The 15,562-nt window shown below is 68.4% G+C and carries 15 protein-coding genes and 1 pseudogene; 8 read left to right on the top strand and 8 right to left on the bottom strand.

Features of this window, described 5'->3' with window-relative positions; genetic code table 11:
* Positions 1–124 precede the first annotated feature (124 nt).
* Positions 125–793 (top strand): annotated as a pseudogene (locus GOARA_RS15215) (phosphoribosyltransferase); the annotation flags it as partial.
* Positions 794–835: 42 nt separating this feature from the next.
* Positions 836–1,372 carry a hypothetical protein gene (locus tag GOARA_RS15210; protein ID WP_007323297.1) on the top strand — a complete coding sequence of 179 codons (537 nt, stop codon included), beginning with the start codon at positions 836–838 and terminating at the stop codon, positions 1,370–1,372.
* Here GOARA_RS15210 and GOARA_RS15205 read toward each other — a convergent pair.
* The 4 genes from GOARA_RS15205 to GOARA_RS15190 form a co-directional block, all read right to left on the bottom strand.
* A complete protein-coding gene (locus GOARA_RS15205) occupies positions 1,355–2,968 on the bottom strand; it encodes an HNH endonuclease signature motif containing protein (RefSeq protein ID WP_007323296.1) in 1,614 nt (537 codons plus the stop codon). The two genes, GOARA_RS15210 and GOARA_RS15205, sit on opposite strands and share 18 nt — an antisense overlap.
* 98 nt (positions 2,969–3,066) lie before the next feature.
* Positions 3,067–4,059, bottom strand: coding sequence for an NAD-dependent epimerase/dehydratase family protein (locus tag GOARA_RS15200; protein ID WP_007323295.1), 993 nt, complete (start codon positions 4,057–4,059; stop codon positions 3,067–3,069).
* Positions 4,060–4,130: 71 nt separating this feature from the next.
* The gene (locus tag GOARA_RS15195) at positions 4,131–4,559 is read right to left on the bottom strand and encodes a nitroreductase family deazaflavin-dependent oxidoreductase (protein WP_007323294.1); all 429 of its coding nucleotides are present in this window, start codon (positions 4,557–4,559) and stop codon (positions 4,131–4,133) included.
* An 81-nt stretch (positions 4,560–4,640) separates the two neighbouring features.
* Positions 4,641–5,189, bottom strand: a complete 549-nt coding sequence (locus GOARA_RS15190; RefSeq protein ID WP_040523615.1) for a TetR/AcrR family transcriptional regulator — start codon at positions 5,187–5,189, stop codon at positions 4,641–4,643.
* A gap of 57 nt (positions 5,190–5,246) precedes the next feature.
* On the opposite strand from GOARA_RS15190, the gene GOARA_RS15185 reads away from it, so the two are divergent.
* Positions 5,247–6,296 (top strand): FAD-dependent monooxygenase, encoded by a 1,050-nt coding sequence (locus GOARA_RS15185; RefSeq protein ID WP_007323292.1) that lies wholly within the window; start codon positions 5,247–5,249, stop codon positions 6,294–6,296.
* On the opposite strand, the gene GOARA_RS15180 is transcribed toward GOARA_RS15185, so the two are convergent.
* On the bottom strand, positions 6,275–7,618 hold the full coding sequence (locus GOARA_RS15180; protein WP_007323291.1) for an MFS transporter: 1,344 nt from the start codon (positions 7,616–7,618) through the stop codon (positions 6,275–6,277). The genes GOARA_RS15185 and GOARA_RS15180 overlap by 22 nt on opposite strands.
* Positions 7,619–7,650: 32 nt before the next feature.
* Between GOARA_RS15180 and GOARA_RS15175 the strand changes: the two genes are divergently transcribed.
* Together GOARA_RS15175 and GOARA_RS15170 are read left to right on the top strand one after the other, a co-directional pair.
* Positions 7,651–8,007, top strand: a complete 357-nt coding sequence (locus tag GOARA_RS15175; protein WP_040523606.1) for an ArsR/SmtB family transcription factor — start codon at positions 7,651–7,653, stop codon at positions 8,005–8,007.
* Between the two features lie 10 nt (positions 8,008–8,017).
* Positions 8,018–9,556 carry an acyl-CoA carboxylase subunit beta gene (locus GOARA_RS15170; RefSeq protein ID WP_007323289.1) on the top strand — a complete coding sequence of 513 codons (1,539 nt, stop codon included), beginning with the start codon at positions 8,018–8,020 and terminating at the stop codon, positions 9,554–9,556.
* A 13-nt stretch (positions 9,557–9,569) separates the two neighbouring features.
* Here the strand turns inward: GOARA_RS15170 and GOARA_RS19060 are convergent, their stop codons facing one another.
* Positions 9,570–10,133 (bottom strand): TetR/AcrR family transcriptional regulator, encoded by a 564-nt coding sequence (locus tag GOARA_RS19060; protein ID WP_007323288.1) that lies wholly within the window; start codon positions 10,131–10,133, stop codon positions 9,570–9,572.
* Positions 10,134–10,197: 64 nt separating this feature from the next.
* Between GOARA_RS19060 and GOARA_RS15160 the strand changes: the two genes are divergently transcribed.
* Positions 10,198–11,490 (top strand): flavin monoamine oxidase family protein, encoded by a 1,293-nt coding sequence (locus GOARA_RS15160; RefSeq protein WP_007323287.1) that lies wholly within the window; start codon positions 10,198–10,200, stop codon positions 11,488–11,490.
* Between the two features lie 13 nt (positions 11,491–11,503).
* On the opposite strand, the gene GOARA_RS15155 is transcribed toward GOARA_RS15160, so the two are convergent.
* Together GOARA_RS15155 and GOARA_RS15150 are read right to left on the bottom strand one after the other, a co-directional pair.
* Positions 11,504–12,187 carry a type 1 glutamine amidotransferase domain-containing protein gene (locus tag GOARA_RS15155; protein WP_007323286.1) on the bottom strand — a complete coding sequence of 228 codons (684 nt, stop codon included), beginning with the start codon at positions 12,185–12,187 and terminating at the stop codon, positions 11,504–11,506.
* A gap of 93 nt (positions 12,188–12,280) precedes the next feature.
* The gene (locus tag GOARA_RS15150) at positions 12,281–12,868 is read right to left on the bottom strand and encodes a TetR/AcrR family transcriptional regulator (protein WP_007323285.1); all 588 of its coding nucleotides are present in this window, start codon (positions 12,866–12,868) and stop codon (positions 12,281–12,283) included.
* 260 nt (positions 12,869–13,128) lie between these two features.
* Here GOARA_RS15150 and GOARA_RS15145 point away from each other — a divergent pair, with 260 nt between their 5' ends.
* Positions 13,129–13,560, top strand: coding sequence for a nitroreductase/quinone reductase family protein (locus GOARA_RS15145; RefSeq protein ID WP_007323284.1), 432 nt, complete (start codon positions 13,129–13,131; stop codon positions 13,558–13,560).
* A gap of 148 nt (positions 13,561–13,708) precedes the next feature.
* Positions 13,709–15,562: SIP domain-containing protein (locus GOARA_RS15140; RefSeq protein WP_007323283.1), on the top strand; the 1,854-nt coding region annotated here is incomplete at its 3' end.

Genomic DNA, 15,562 nt, shown 5'->3' with positions numbered 1-15,562 from the left:
GTGTCCAGTTCGCGGGAGGATCGGTGGATTGGCGGCGGTCGGGTTGTATCGCGCGGTGGGAGAATGGACATCGTCGCGGTCGAGACAGGCGGCGGTCGCGGCAAGACAAGGGAGGCGTCCGCTCATGTCACGTCGGCTGTTCGACGATCGGCGCGAAGCCGGTCGAGCGCTCGCGGGACTGCTCTTCGCCTATCGCGACCGGGACGATGTCATCGTGCTCGGCCTCGCCCGGGGCGGCGTGCCGGTGGCGTTCGAGGTGGCCGACGCGCTACGTGCCCGACTCGACGTGGCCAGCGTGCGGAAACTGGGGGTACCCGGTCACGAGGAACTCGCGTTCGGTGCGAGCGCGGCCGGTGGTCGGCAGGTGCTCGACGAGGATGTGATGCGAACTGCGGACGTGACACCGGAACAGGTTGGTCGAGTCGTCGAGCGCGAGTCGGCCGAGTTGCGGCGCCGCGAGGCGCGCTATCGAGGCACGCGACCCGCGATCGAGATGGCCGGCCAGACGGTGATCGTCGTCGATGACGGGCTGGCGACGGGCTCGACCATGCGCGCGGCCGTCCTGGCGCTGCGGGAGTCCCGGCCGGCGGAGATCGTCGTGGCGATTCCGGTCGCCCCGGAATCGGCGTGCCGGCAGATGACGGAGATCGCCGACCGAGTGGTCTGCGTGGCGACGCCGGAACCGTTCTTCGCCGTAGGAGCGTCGTATCGAGATTTCGAGCAGACCGACGACGAGCAGGTGCGCGACCTGTTGGCCCGGGCCGGGGCGGCGCCGCCGGGCGAGCTTCGGCGCGGAAAGGGCCGGGGAGCGAGGTTCCCATATTAGGCTTTGCGCATGACTACCAGTGTTGAGGCCGTGGCCGGGGACGAATGCGTTTGCGTGTGTCACCGGGACCCGTCGGTCCGGCACGCCGTCGCCTGCTGCGCCGACTGTGCGGAATGCGGCACGCGCGTGCAGACCGCGGCGTTGGCCACCCACCAACCGGCACGTTGTTCCGGCTTCCGTTCGGGACGACTGGCACTGCGCGCCGACGCGATCGTCTGTGTGCTGGCCGGGGCCGCGCTGCTCGTCCTCGGGGGTGTGAACCCCGTGATGCCCGCGGTGCTGCACGTCATTCTCGGTGTCGCACTGGCGGTCTGGGGCGTCGGCCTGTGGTTCGCGCCCAGCCGCTGGCCGCTGCGCGCAGTCTTGGCCGCCGTGACGGCAGCGAACCTCGGGGCGACCGTCGCGCTGGTCGTGGCGGGAATCGCAATCCGATCCGATGGCGCGTTGCGGTGGATGGTTCTGCTGGCCGCGGTGGTCGTCGTGCTGTTCGCCGTCTGGGAATGGGTGGCGCTTCGTCAGACGCAGGCGTCAGGCGGCTTCGAGTAGGCGACCGAGTGCGGCTTCCACCGGCGAGGCGTGCTGTTCCCACCGTGGTGGCTCGGGCGGGTCCGGTCGTGCGCGCAGCATGACCGGTGGCGTTGAAGGGCCGGGCGGCGGTTCGCTCGGCGTCGTTTCCGGTGGATCGGGGTCGCCAGCCTGGTTCGGGGCGCCGTCGGCGACCGGGTGGTTGCGGAGGAATGCTGCCGGGTCGTGAACGGGGTTGGTGCGGAACGGGCCGCCGGAGCCGGTGAGTCGCCAGCCGACGCGCCCGCTGTCGGGTCCGGTGTCGATGATGGTGGTTTCCCATTGGCCCGGCTTGTTGCCGACGTTGCGGTTGTCCGGTCCGCACGCCGCGCCCAGCTCGTGAAGATTGGTGTTGCCTCCGGCGGCGAAATCGGCTTGTGCGTGGTGGGCTTGGCACCGGGCGAACGGCTCGGTGCAACCGGGTCGGGTGCAGCCGCGGTCTCGGCCGAACATCGCCAACCGCTGTGCCAGGCTCGCCAGCCGACGGCCACGGCCGAAGTCGAGGACCTGACGGGTGGCATCGGAGAAAACCTCCAGCCAGGGAGTGGCATCGGCGGCGAGGTCGACCAGATCGGCGACGGGCACCATCGTGCCCGTCGAGGTGAGTGCCACCCCGGCGCGGCGGGCGAGATCGGCTTCGTCGATGGTGATGACCAACTGCGACGGAATCCGGTCCGGCTTCCCCAGTCCGTCGTGGCCCAGGATCCAGTCCCACGCCGCGCCCATTGCGTCGTGGTTGCGTTGTGCCGGGGTTCGGGTGTCGCGCTTGGCGGCCTCCGCCAACGCATCCCGGTCGTGGTCGCAGAGGTCACCGCTCGTGCCGGAGATGCTGTGCTCGTCGTCGGGGTTGTTCATCCCGGGTGCGGCCCAACTGTTCAGGATCAGCTCAAACTTGGCCCGCATCTTCGGGTCGATGTAGCCGCTGATCTTGGACATCAGCTGGTCGTCTTGCCGGCCGATGGTGATTCCGCGTTGCCGCAGGCGATCCTTGTCGTCGGACAGTTCTCCGTCGGGATCCAGCCACGCCAGCACCCGTTGCCCCAGCGGCCGCAGATCTTGCGGGCCGAACTCGCCGGCGGCTTTGGCGAGGATCTCGACCGCCGCCTCGACGTCGTCCGGGGACGCGCTGTGCGGAATCTTCGCCATGATCGCTTCCACCTCGTGCACGTGGTCCGAAGAGATCTCGCCTTGGGCGACCGCGTCGGCCAGCGGCTCGCGTTTGGGCGGGAGCTTCTCTCCGGTCATCGCATTCATCGGCGCGATCGCCTCGGCGACCTCTACTCGTCGCTTCGCTTCCGAAGCGCCCAGCCGGAGCTCCTGCGCGTAGAACCGCTTCACAGTCGTATGCCCCGAAACGCCGAACACCTCGCGGTCGGAAACCTCCACCAGCACCTTCGCGTTCACGCCGTCGGCACGCCGCCACGCGGTCTCCAGCGTCTGGACCATCGTCAGCACATCGGCGTCGGTCATCAGGCCCAGTGGCGACGAGGCGAGCTTCTCGACGGCGGCGTCCACGAGCTGTGCCAGCGCTAGAGGCGAATCCGGCAGCCCCAACTCGTTGTGTTCCTTGTCGGGCATGGTATCCACCTCCTCCGGCCGGAGCACCGGCTAGCTAGAACGTGCGTTCACGTTATCGCGGCGGTCTGACATTGATGCGCCGACGACGGCGCCGTTGACTACCGGCGGCTTCGCGACGCGGCGAAGAACCGCGCGGCTTCGGCGATGGCGTCGGGCGTCGGAGAGGGAGTCCACCCGAGTTCGTCGACGGCTTTGCTGTGATCCATTCTCGGCATCACGTGCATGAGGCGGACCGTCGTCGGCGTCAGCAACGAGTCTTTGCGCCGGATGCGTGCGGTCACGGTCGAGAGTGCGGCCATCCGGGTCAGCGTCCGCCGGGACACCGCTTTCGACGGTGGGGCGACGCCCACTTCGGCGCAGGCGACGTCGAAGATCTCCTTGGGCGACATGAATCGTTCGGCCACGATGTAACGCTCGCCCGGTCGTCCGTGTTCTCCGGCCAGTGTCATCGCCCGCGCGGCATCCTTGATGCCGACGACCTCGGCGCCGACCCCGTCGAGGTAGAACGGCATTTTCCCGCGCACGGCGGCTTTGACCATGCCGCCGTGCGGGGTGGGCAGGTAGTCGCCTTCGCCGTAGGTGTTCGCCACGCACATCGCGACTGCGGGCAGACCGTAAGTGTCGCGGTACTCCATGACCAGATCCTCGGCGGCGACCCGCGTGCGGGCGTATTCACCGCCTTTGCCGAGCCAGTTGTTGCGGAGTTCTTCGGTGGCCGGTCCGGATTCGGGGATGCCGATGGTCACGACGGAACTCGTGAAGACGAACTTCTTGAGGCGGGCGCCGGCGGCGACGTCGAGAACGCCGCGGAGTCCCTCGACATTGGTGCGCCACATCGGCGTGGGATCGCGCAGCCACGGCCGGGCGTCGACCACGCAGTAATAGACGACCTCGCAGCCGCTCATCGCCGCGCGAATCGAATCCAGGTCGAAGACGTCGCCCGTGACGCGCTCGACGTCGAGTCCCTCGATTCCGCGCGTATCGCTGGTGGAGCGTACGAGGGCGCGCACGTTCTCGCCGCGCTCGGCCAGGTCGCGGACGACGTGTGCGCCCAGGAAGCCGCTGGCGCCGATCACCAGGCTCGTGCACATTGTTCTCCAGTCCTCGAGCGGCGACCCGCACGGATTCGTCGCGCTCGCTGCCCCGGCGCGGCGGTCGTGGTTCAGCGGCGCCGCAGCGCGAGTACAGGGATTGTGCGGATGCCGGCGACCTTCTTCTCGTAGCCGGCAAAGCCCGGGTAGCGCCGCGCCTGTTCGCTGTACTTGCGGTCGCGCTCGTCGCCGGTGATCTCGGTGACGACGACGTCGAATACGTCGGTTCCCATCTCCACGCGAGCCTCGCCCGCACTGACCAGGTTGTAGTACCAGGCCGGGTTGGTCGGTGCGCCGGCCTTCGAGGCGAAGACGTAGACGGTGCCGGGGTCCTCGTCGTCGGGCAGATACATCATGGGCGTCACGTTTTGCTTACCCGATTTGCGGCCGACGTGGTGGACCAGAACCATCGGCGCGCCCTCGAAGTTGCCGCCGACTTTGCCGTCGTTGGCGCGAAACTCGTCGATGATCTTGGTGTTCCAGTCGTTGGCATCGGTCATTGTGCTGTCCTGCTCATGCCGACATCGTATCGACGGTGCCGCTATCCGTCCCCGGATGTCGTTGATAGCTCGCCCGGGCGATCATCCACCGGTCGTGAGAGCGCCGATGAGCCGTTCGAAGTACGCGCGCGGGCCGAAGTCGGGCGCGGGGATCGCGAGCTGACGGAAGGTGATCGAGTCGGTCGCGTCGAGGAGGACGGCGGTGCCGGTCGAGTCCAACCCGAGCGGCGAGCACAGTTCGGCGGCCTTGACTTCGACCTGCCGGCGGGCCGCGCGTAAGACCTCAGCGACGTCCGGCTCGGTGATGGCCGCCTCCAGAAGCGCGATGCGGGCAACCGAGCGCGTTCGGCCTTCGGTCAACGCCCATTCCACGAAACGGGTGGCGAGCTCAACCAGGTCATCCGCGGTGGTGAGTTCCGCGGCACCGCCTTGGTTCCACACGTCGAATTCGGTGGCTACGAGATGATCCACCGCTCCCGTGAGCAACTTGGCCCGTGTGCGGAAGTAATTCGACGTCGTTCCCTCGGGCAGCCCGGCAGCGCGGTCCACCTTCCGATGCGTGAGCCCGTAGAGGCCGTGTTCACCGAGAGCGCGGATTGCCGCGTCGAGAACCTCATCACGCCTGGTCACCTGCCCACGGTAACGCACCTCGGCGCTGAATACTACGTACGTAGTAGAGTCGAGATCATGGGAAGGGTAGCGATAGTCGGCGGCGGGATCGGCGGGTTGACATTGGCCGGCCTGCTCAGCGGCGAAGGGTGGTCGGTCGACGTGTTCGAGCGGTCGGCGGGATTGCCGGACATGGGCAGTGCCTTGGGGATGTGGCCGGACGCGATGGCGGTGCTGTCGCAGCTCGGCATCGCCGACGACGTGCGCCGCACGGGTCATCCGCAGGGGTCCGCCGAGATCCGGGACTTCGCCGGACGGCTGCTCTCACAGATCCCCGCCCGAGGGGAGACCGTGATGATCTCTCGCGTGGCGTTGCTCGAGGCCTTGTACAGTGCGGTCGGCCCGGCGACCACGGTGCATTTCGGAAGCGAGATCGAGAACACCGTGGGCCTGGACCACGACGTGATTGTGGGGGCGGACGGTGTCAACAGCCGCGTCCGGCGGAGCGTCGCCGGGAGCGAGACCGAGGCTCGCGCCCTCGGAGTCTCGGTCGTGATCGGGCAGTTCGACGGGACGACCGACATGTTCACCGAGTATTGGGGGCCGGGAAAGTCCTTCGGGATCACCCCGCTGAGCGCCGATCGTTGCGATTGGCACGCGGCCTACCGGTCGCCGGCTCCCGGGACGGCCGCCGCCGAACGAGAGGAGGCCGACCCGCTCGCCTTCGTCGTCGACGCCTATTCGTCGTGGGCCGACCCGGTCCCGCCGACGATCGGGCGGACCATCGGCGAGACCGTACTCCGCTACCACGTCCGCACCACGCCGCGACAGCGCCATTGGTATCGCGGCAACACCGTCCTGATCGGCGACGCGGTGCACGCCATGGCGCCCAATCTGGGTCGCGGCGCCTGCGAGACCATTCTCGACGCGGCGGCCCTCGCGCGGGTGCTAGGTGTGAGTGACGACGTCGCGAGCGCGTTCCAGCGCTACCGACGCGACCGCCGGTCGTCGGCCTACCGCATCGCCGCGGCGTCGCGCGTCATGTGCCGGCTCGGCATGCTCGACGGCGGGGCGGCACTGCGCAACCTCGCGATGGCACCCATGCGTCAGCGCGGCCAGCGCCGGTGATCGCGGTCGATGACGAACGCGTGGGTGTGGACGTAGCCGCCCGTCACGGCGGTAGCCCCGACCAGGTGTCCAGGCTCCGGCGTATCGGTCGTCGGGTGGAAGTGCGGTAGCCGATCGGGGTCGTCGCGGCGCCAGCTGTGCACCGCGGTGGCGAACCCGGCGAGGACGAGCGCGGCGAGCACCGCCCAGGTCGGACCGTAGCCGGCGATCGTGGCTCCCCACCCGGCGATCGGGTAGGCGACGAGCCAGGCCGCGTGGGAGAGGGAGAACTGGGCGGCGAACAGGGCCGGACGGTCCTCCGGCCGGCTCGACCGGCGCAGCACGTTCCCGACGGGTGTCAGCACGGCACCGGTGCCGCCGCCGACCAGAGCCCACAGGATGAGGAGCACGGGCCACCGCCAGTCGCCCGACAGCGCGACGGTCTGGGCGAGGATGCCGGCCGATGCCGCGGCCAGGACCCCCGCGCCGACGAGCATCACCGTGCGGTCGCCGTACCGGTCGAGTAGGCGGGGGACGGCGAAGGCCACCAGGAAGACACCGGCGCCGTTGGCGGCGAGGAGCCAGGCGACGTCGGCTTCGGTCCGTCCCAGATCCTGCTGCACCAGGTTGACGGTGTTGACCATCACGATCGATCCGGCTCCGGCCACCGCGACGTCCAATCCGAGCACGCCGCGAAGCCTGGGCGTCGCCGCGAAGATCCGCAGTCCGGCCGAGATTCGGTCGACCGCCCCGCCGCGGGATATCGTCGGCGCGTCCGGAATCCCGCTGGTGACCACCAGAAGACCGGAGATGACGAAGGCGGCCGACGTGCAGGCGAACAGCCAGTGGAAGTCGACGACGGTCACCAGCAGTGCCGCGAGCACCGGACTGAGCAGCGTCTCGAGTGTGGACGCGAGCTGTGAGTAGGACAGCGCACGCGTGTACTGGCCCTCGTCGGGCAGCAGGTCGGGCAGGGTGGCCTGGAAGGTGGGGGTGAAGGCCGCCGACGCCGATTGGGTGAGAGCGAGCAACACGTACACCTGCCAGACCTGGTCGACGAACGGCAACATCGCCACCGTCCCGGCCCGCACGGTATCGAGAACCACCAGCAGGCGCCGGCGGTTGAAGCGATCGACATAGCCGCCGGCCACCGGCGCGATCGTCACGTACGCGATCATCTTGATCGCGAGTGCGGTGCCCAGCACGGCAGCGGCATCGGGCCCAGCGAGGCGATAGGCGAGCAGGCCCAGGGCGACCGTCGTCAGCCCGTTCCCGGCTAGCCCGACGACCTGGGCGCCGAACAGATGGCGATAGCCACGGACCGTCCACGGCGAGTTCGCCACGGCAATCTCCCTCCGTGGGGATAATGGTGCTTATGTACGCACATGTTAACCAATTGGGGTGGCGGGACGGGGTTCCGCCCGACGACGTAGTCGATGACGCCTCGATGCTGCTGCGGATGCTCGCCGACCCGACGCGGATGCGGATCCTGTGGCGGTTGCGGGCCGAGGAGTGCGATGTCGCGACGCTGGCCCACGTGCTGGACGTCGGCCGACCGGCTGTTTCGCAGCACCTGGCGAAGCTCAGGCTGGCCGGGTTGGTCGGGGTGCGCAAAGACGGACGCCGGAGCCTCTACCGTACGAGAGGGGTCCACGTCGCCTCGCTGCTCGAAGCGGCGTTCGGCGCCGCCGATAACCGGGTGAACAACCTGCCAGACCATCCGACGCCGTAGGGAGTGTCGCGTGACCGACGAAAGCATCCGATCCGATATCGCCGAACTCCGGCGCCGTCGCGCATTGACCGAGGACGCCGCCCGCGCTGAGGCCGTCGACAAGCGCCACCGGTCCGGCGGCCGCACGGCGCGGGAGAACGTCGGCGATCTCATCGACGATGGATCGTGGGTCGAGTGGGGCCGCTACGCCGTCGCAGCGCAACGTCTACGGCGCGATCACGACGATCTGATCGCCCGCACGCCCGCCGACGGCATCGTCGCGGGCATGGCCACGGTCGACGCGCAGCCGACCGCGGTGCTGGCCTACGACTACACCGTGCTGGCCGGCACCCAGGGGATGCGTGGGCACAAGAAGACCGACCGGATGTTCGACGTGATCGAGCGGACCGGCGTCCCGGTGGTGTTCTTCGCCGAGGGCGGTGGCGGCCGACCAAGCGATACCGACATTCCGCTGGTCAGCGCCCTCGACGCGGAATCGTTTGCGTTGTGGGCGGGGCTGTCCGGCCGCGCGCCGCGGATCAGCATCGTCAACGGCTCGTGTTTCGCCGGCAACGCGGTGATCGCGGGCTGCTCGGACTTCATCATCGCTACCGAGTCCGCATCCATCGGCATGGCCGGACCGGCAATGATCGCCGGCGGCGGTTTGGGACAGTTCTCCGCCGAGGAGATCGGCCCGGTGGCCGTCCAGGGACCCAACGGCGTGGTCGACGTCGTGGTGGCCGACGAAGCCGAAGCCGTCGCGGTGGCCCGGCGCCTGCTGAGCTACTTCCGTGGGACGGTCGACGGATGGTCGGCCGAGGACCAGGAGCCGCTGCGCGAGGTCGTGCCCGAAAGCAGCCGGACAGCGTTCGACACGTTGCCGGTCATCACGCGGCTGGCCGACCGAGACTCGGTCACGGTTCTTCGCGCCAAGTTCGCACCGGAACTGATCACGGCGCTCGCGCGCATCGAAGGGCGCCCGGTCGGGATCATCGCGAACAACAGCCTGCACATGGCGGGCACGATCACCGGCGCGGCGAGCGACAAGGCCTCCCGCTTCGTCCAGCTGTGCGACTCCTTCGGATTGCCGATGATCTCGTTGCTCGACACGCCCGGCTACATGGTCGGTCCGGACCAAGAGGCGCAGGCGCTAGTCCGTCACTGCAGTCGCCTGCTGATCGCTGGCGCCGCGATGACCGTGCCGACCGTCGCGGTGGTCCTGCGACGCGCCTACGGGCTCGGCGCCCAGGCGATGTGTTTCGGAAGCCTACGAGCGCCGTTGATGACGATGGCATGGCCCGGCGCCACGCTGGGCGCGATGGGGCCGGAAGGCGCCGTCCGCCTGGCGGCGCGCAAAGAACTCGAGGCGATCGCCGACCCGGCCGAGCGCGAGTCCCGCGTACGCGCGTTGACGGCGGCGCTGCACGAATCGTCGAAGGCCTTCAACGCCGCCGAGGTCTTTGAGCTCGACGACGTCGTCGACCCGGCGGATACGCGCACGGCGATCGCGCTGGTCCTCGCCTCCGCCGGACCGTCCAGGGGGAGCGGACGCTTCGTCGACGCGTGGTAGCCCGACCCTCGTACTACAACCCGAGAGCGTTCCAGGCCAGGTCGAGTACCCGAGCACGGCGCTGAGCCGTCGCCGGGGCGTCCTCGTAGAAACCGTTGATGACGAGGCCGTCGACCAGCACTCCGATCAGGTCGGAGGCGGCCTCGACGTCGTCGACCGGCGTATCGGCGAGCAGCGTGCGCACCCGCGCCGTCCACCAGTCGTTGAACCGGGTCAGTTCGGCCGCGACCACCGGTTGGCTGGACGCGGAGAGGATGGCCGCGAGCCAGAACCGGTGCCCGTTGTGATTCCGGCCGGTCATCACCCAGTCGAGCAGGGCATGCAGACCGTCGACGCCCGAACTTGCGCCGATCGCGGTGTCGGCCTCCGCCAGTCGCAGGTCGATCTCTCGTCGAATCGCGTTGCGCAACAACTCGTCGCGCGAGGTCACGTAGTGCGTGACAGCGGAGGTGGAGGCGCCGATCCGCTGAGCCACCGCGCGAATGGTGACGGCATCGAACCCGGACTCCGCGGCGATGGCGACGACGGTGTCGTCGATGAGTGCGCGCCGCTGCGCGTGGTCGACCAAACGGGGCATGGTGCCAGCCTAACTTATGTGTAACACTTGTAATACAACAACTGTTTTACGAAAGGTGGCCGGGATGAGCGACGACGTCGACGTGGTGGTGGTCGGGGCAGGATACGCCGGGTTGACCGCGGCCAGCGATCTGGTGAGCGCTGGCGCCTCGGTTCGCGTGCTGGAGGCGTCCGGGCGCGTCGGCGGCCGGGCGCTGTCGGTGGACACCGCCGCGGGCAGCACCGTGGACCTGGGCGGACAGTGGGTGGGATCCCAGCACACCGAGCTGCGGTCACTCGCGGCGCGCAAGGGCGTCGAGGTGTTTCCGTCCTACGACATAGGTCGCCAGACGGTGATGGCCGACGGTCGGCCGATCTCGCGGCTCTCGCGCACTGCCGCCGGGGCGATCGCGGGGCTGGCCCGGCTGTCGCTCGCCATTCGGTTCGGACGCGGTCTCTCCGATGACCGGCTGCTGAGCGATTGGCTGACGGGTGTGCGGCCGGCGCAAGCACGGCGCGTGCTCGACGTCGTCCTCGCGGAGCTCACCTGCTGTTCGGCGTCGGACATCTCCATGGCGACGGTCGCCGACATGTTCACCGGCGCCGGCGGCGTCCGGGAGATGCTTACGGTCAAGGACGGGGCGCAGGATGCTCTCCTCAGCAGGGGCGCAGGCGGTCTGGCGGAGGCGATGGCCGCCGATCTCGATGGCGTCATCGAACTGAACGCGCGGGTGGCGGATGTCGAGCGTTCTTCCGACGGCGTCACCGTGCATACCGACGATGCCGCCATTCGCGCCAAGCGGGTGGTCATCGCGGTGGCGCCGCCCGCAGCTGAACGGATCGCCCATCGGCCGGGCCTCTCGCCAGCGCGGCAGTCGATGCAGCGCAACCTGCGCATGGGTGCGGTGTACAAGGCGGTAGCGGCATACGAGGAGCCGTTCTGGCGCGACGATCGATGCGACGGACAGCTGCTGGTCCTCGACGGCCCGATCCGGTCTGCCTTCGACGTATCGCCGCCCGGCGGCCCGGGGCACATCTGTGTCCTCGTGCCCGGACCGGCGGCGCGGCAACTCGACGCGCTGGACGAGAAGACGCGTCGCGAGGCGGTCCTGGAGGCAGTCGCAGACCATTTCGGCGAGCGGGCGAAAATGCCGCTGAGCTTTCACGAAAAGGCCTGGCATCACGACGAGTTCGCGCGCGGTGGATACCTCGGCATGCCGACGCCCGGGCACCTGGCACAGGTGCGGGCCGAGCGGGCGCGCCCGCTCGGGCGGGTGCACTGGGCCGGCACCGAAACGTCGGACCGTTTCAACGGCTATTTCGAGGGTGCGATCCGGTCGGGCAAGCGGGCGGCGGCCGAGGTCCTCGCGGCGCTCTAGCGGCCGCGCCTGATCAGAGCAGCGCCGCGACCTTCTGCGCGGTCTCCTTGGCCGAGCCCGGGTTCTGCCCGGTGACGAGGTTGCCGTCGACGACGGCGTAGGAGACGAACGGGAGCTTGGCCTTTTCGTAGAGCGCGCCGCGCTTCTTCATCTCTTCTTCGGCGTTGTACGGCACGAGCTTGTTCACGCGGGCCAGGACTTCTTCTTGCCAGGCGAAGCCGGTGACCTTGCGTCCCGCGACGAGGTAGCTGCCGTCGGAAAGCGTGGTGTTGAGCAGCCCGCAGTACCCGTGGCAGACCGAGGACACGATGCCGCCGCGCTCGAAGATCTCCCGGGTGATCCACTGCAGGCCCTCGCTATCGGGGAAGTCGTACATCACGGCGTGTCCGCCGGTGAAGTAGATGGCGTCGTAGTCGGCCGAGTCGATCTGGTCGGGGCTGGCCGTGCTCGCCAGCAGCGCCATCCGCTCCGGGTCTGCCCGCCACGCTTTCGCGGTCTTGTCATAGTTCGGGAACTTGAGCGAGCGCGGTTCCAGCGGTGCGTCCCCGCCCGCCGGGCTGACGATCGTCTGCTCGAATCCGCGCTGCTCGAAGACATGCCAGGCATGGGTGAGTTCCGACAGCCACAATCCGGTCAGGTGCGTCGGGTCGTCGTAGTGCCCGACATTGGTGACGACGTTGAGGATGCGCTTGGTCATGGCCGGAGACTCCCGTATGTTTACGCTGTTTACATTACCGATGTCAAGGGGCACGGCTCCGCTCTGTCAACGTGCTGGTCTCCGACGCGACGGTCAGGCGCGGCTGGCGAGCGACAGCCCCAGCACCGAGGCCACCGCCGAGGAGACGCGCTGCGCCACGACCTCCGGCGACGAGGCATCGAGCTTGCCGTCCAGGTGGAGGAAAGCGAGGCCGTGTACGAGTGCCCAGGCGCCGGTCGCCGTCGATTCCGGGTCGGCATCGGGCAGGAGCCGCTTCACCGCCGAGGTCAGGTAATCGTGAATGGCCGCGACGGCATTCACGCGGTCGGGACTGGTGGTGTCGCAGCCCTCGGCGAACATCACCCGGAACAGCCCGGGCCGACGGAGTGCGAAATTGACGTAGGCCACGGCGAGAGCGGCGACGTCGTCGGGCGTGGCCGGCGCGGGATTGATCGCGACGAGTTCCTGGGCGAGTTCGGTGTAGCCGACCGCGGCGACCGCCGACACCAGCGCGTTGCGGTCGGCGAAGTGGCGGTAGGGGGCTCCCGTCGAGACGCCGGCCCGGCGCGCGACAGCGCGCAACGACAACTCGGCCGCACCGTTCTCCTCGAGCAACTCCATGGCGGCCCGCACCAGCGCACTGGGCAGATCGCCGTGGTGATACGGAGTAGCGGAAGCCATTATTCAACCTCTGGAGTTCAGCCTCGGAGTCCTATAGTTCGACCCTCCATCTTACTAAACAGTCGATATCAATTCCGTTGGCGACTGGCCGTTTTCAGGGCGTTTCGAATCCGACGAAATCGGCCGACGCGTCCTACAGTCCGTCGATCAGCCGCTGCTTGCCCGCCTGTCCTTCGATGCTTTGCACACTATGTGGACGGTGCTAACATACCACGTGGCCATTTATGTGATCACTGTCAACAATCAAGTGGGGGAGAACCATGCGCCCGATCCGTGACTATGGCGCCAAGGCGATGAACGTGGCGCACCGCGTCGTGCTAACTGTTTCTGGCAACCGAATCCTGTCCAAGCCGTACGGCATGCCCGTGGTGGAGTTGCACACCGTCGGGCGCAAGTCCGGGCTCGAGCGCTCGTGCTACCTGACGACGCCGGTCCACGACGAGAGTCGAGTGATTCTGGTCGCGTCGAAAGGTGGCGACGATCGCCACCCCGACTGGTACCGCAACTTGGAGACGACCCCGGAGGCCGAGATCACCCTGGATGGAGTCCGCCGGCCGGTGCGCGCGCGAACAGCGTCGCCTGACGAGAAAGCGACGCTGTGGCCGCAGATCGTCTCGGCGTACCGCGGCTACGAGAGCTACCAGAAGCGGACCGACCGCGACATTCCCGTCGTGATCTGCGACCTGGTGTGACGACCCACATCGGAGCGCCAAACCCGAGCCGATACCGCCGCCTCGGATGACATGACTCGACCGCGCCGGCGCTGTGACCTGTGCCATGCGAGCGATACACGGCCGCGAGATAAGATGAGCCTCATCTAACTCTCGGAGGGTCGGAAGTATGGGCAAAGGGTTTCAGGGCGCGTTGCTGCGCGCCTTCGGGGCGAAGGATCACATCGTCACGGTGACCGGTGTCGAGCGCGTGACATCGGCGGTCGTCAAGGTTCACTTCAGCAGTGACGGGCTGATCTACGAGCAGGGCGAGAAGCCGACCGCCTGGGTGCGCGCCTGGTTCCCCGACCCGCAGGGCGGGAGCAAACTCCATCAGCGCGGCTACACGATGATGGACCCTGATCCGGCGACCGGCGACTTCTCGATGTGCTTCCTGGTGCACGAACCGGCCGGTCCCGCGTCGTACTGGGCGATGCATGCCGAGCCGGGCGACGAGATCGTCGTCCAGCGCCTGGGCGGCGACGGCTGGGACATGGAAGACCCGCAGCCGGCCGGCTATCTTCTGGTCGGCGACGTCGCCACGTGGCCGGCGTTCGTCTCGGCGATCGCGGCGGCCGACGAAACCGTGCCGATCCGCATGTACCTGGAGTACACGCACGACGACGACAAAGACCTGCCGATTCCCGAACACCCCGGCCTGGAGGCGACCTGGGTTCCGGGCACCGACGACGGCCGTGCTCTGGTCGACGCCCTCGGCAACGAAAGCTTCCAAGGCTGGAAGGCTTACGTCGCGGCGGAGACGACCGCCACCCGCCTGGTCCGGTCGCGTCTGACCTTGGAGGACGGCCACAACAAGGGCACCATGCACGCCCAGGCGTACTGGATCCGCGGGCGCGCGATGGGCAAAGAGGCCGAAGCAGCGGACATCGTCGAGATCGCACCAGCCCAACGCGACTCGGAAGCGTCCGCAGTGGCTCCGGAAGCCGCGCCGGCCGAGCCCGTCCTGGCGCTCGAGACCCAGCAGGAGGCGCTGAAGGCGTCGCGGGCGCGGGCGAAGGAGCATTCGGTGCTGCGCCCGGCCAAGCCGGCGTTCATCCTCAGCGGTGTCATCGCGGTGCTGCTGGCGGCTCTGGCCGTCGTGCCGTTGGTGCTCTTCTCGGAACTGGCCAAGCGGTTCGTCGAGGGCGCGGCCCGCGACGACCTGGTCCGGGTTGGCGTCACCGGCATTGTCGTCCTGGTCGTCGGCGCCTTGCTGACCTCGGCTCTGATGGTGGGCCTGCACGTCTACGACCAGTTCTACGCGACCGCGCTGCGACGCCGTGTGATGGAGAAGTTCACGCGCTTGCCGCTGGGTTGGTTCCAGGGCAGGCGGCACTCCGAGGTGCGCAAACTCGCTCAGGACGACATCGGTGCGCTGCACTACCTGATCACCCACGCCGTGGTCGATCTGGCGACCGCGATCGTGACTCCGCTGGTGATCCTCGGCTACCTGTTCTCGGTGAACTGGACCCTGGCGCTCGTTCTGCTGCTGCCGGTCATCACCTACGTCGTCATCATGTTCCGCCTCGCGGCCAGCGATCGGCCGCGGATGACCCGACTGCTGCGATGGAACTCCACGCTGCCGGGCGACACGGAGCGATACATCGCCGGCCAGTCGGTCAGCCGGGTGTTCGGTGACGCCGCGACCGTCGACCTCCCGGGCGAGATGGCGGAAGTACGCGGCTTCCTCAAGGACTGGCAGATGGAGACGATCGGCACCAAGGCGTCGATGATCCAGCTCAACCGTCCGATGACGTCGATGGTCGTCATCGCGGTGGCCGGCACGGCACTGATCACGGTCGGGTGGATGCCGGCCGTCGCCATCCTGCCGTTCCTCATCTTGGGCACCTCGCTGGGCGACCGGCTCGTGGGCGCCGGATTCGCCGTCAACGGGCTGCGCGACGGCATGAACGCGAAGGCCGGGCTCGAACTGCTGCTGACCACCCCGGAGCTGGCGTCCGGGAGCGCGCCGGTGCCGGCCGGT

The organism is Gordonia araii NBRC 100433 (assembly GCF_000241265.1).
GTDB classification, from domain to species: Bacteria; Actinomycetota; Actinomycetes; order Mycobacteriales; family Mycobacteriaceae; genus Gordonia; species Gordonia araii.
This window is presented reverse-complemented; position numbering and strand designations above follow the sequence as displayed.

Excerpts from the sequence above, each read along its gene's own strand:
- GOARA_RS15145 (WP_007323284.1), top strand. The coding sequence starts at position 13,129 with ATGCGCCCGATCCGTGACTATGGCGCCAAGGCGATGAACGTGGCGCAC.
- GOARA_RS15195 (WP_007323294.1), bottom strand. The coding sequence starts at position 4,559 with ATGACCGATGCCAACGACTGGAACACCAAGATCATCGACGAGTTTCGC.
- GOARA_RS15205 (WP_007323296.1), bottom strand. The coding sequence starts at position 2,968 with ATGCCCGACAAGGAACACAACGAGTTGGGGCTGCCGGATTCGCCTCTA.
- GOARA_RS15155 (WP_007323286.1), bottom strand. The coding sequence starts at position 12,187 with ATGACCAAGCGCATCCTCAACGTCGTCACCAATGTCGGGCACTACGAC.
- GOARA_RS15200 (WP_007323295.1), bottom strand. The coding sequence starts at position 4,059 with ATGTGCACGAGCCTGGTGATCGGCGCCAGCGGCTTCCTGGGCGCACAC.
- GOARA_RS15185 (WP_007323292.1), top strand. The coding sequence starts at position 5,247 with ATGGGAAGGGTAGCGATAGTCGGCGGCGGGATCGGCGGGTTGACATTG.
- GOARA_RS15175 (WP_040523606.1), top strand. The coding sequence starts at position 7,651 with ATGTACGCACATGTTAACCAATTGGGGTGGCGGGACGGGGTTCCGCCC.
- GOARA_RS19060 (WP_007323288.1), bottom strand. The coding sequence starts at position 10,133 with ATGCCCCGTTTGGTCGACCACGCGCAGCGGCGCGCACTCATCGACGAC.
- GOARA_RS15160 (WP_007323287.1), top strand. The coding sequence starts at position 10,198 with ATGAGCGACGACGTCGACGTGGTGGTGGTCGGGGCAGGATACGCCGGG.
- GOARA_RS15150 (WP_007323285.1), bottom strand. The coding sequence starts at position 12,868 with ATGGCTTCCGCTACTCCGTATCACCACGGCGATCTGCCCAGTGCGCTG.
- GOARA_RS15210 (WP_007323297.1), top strand. The coding sequence starts at position 836 with ATGACTACCAGTGTTGAGGCCGTGGCCGGGGACGAATGCGTTTGCGTG.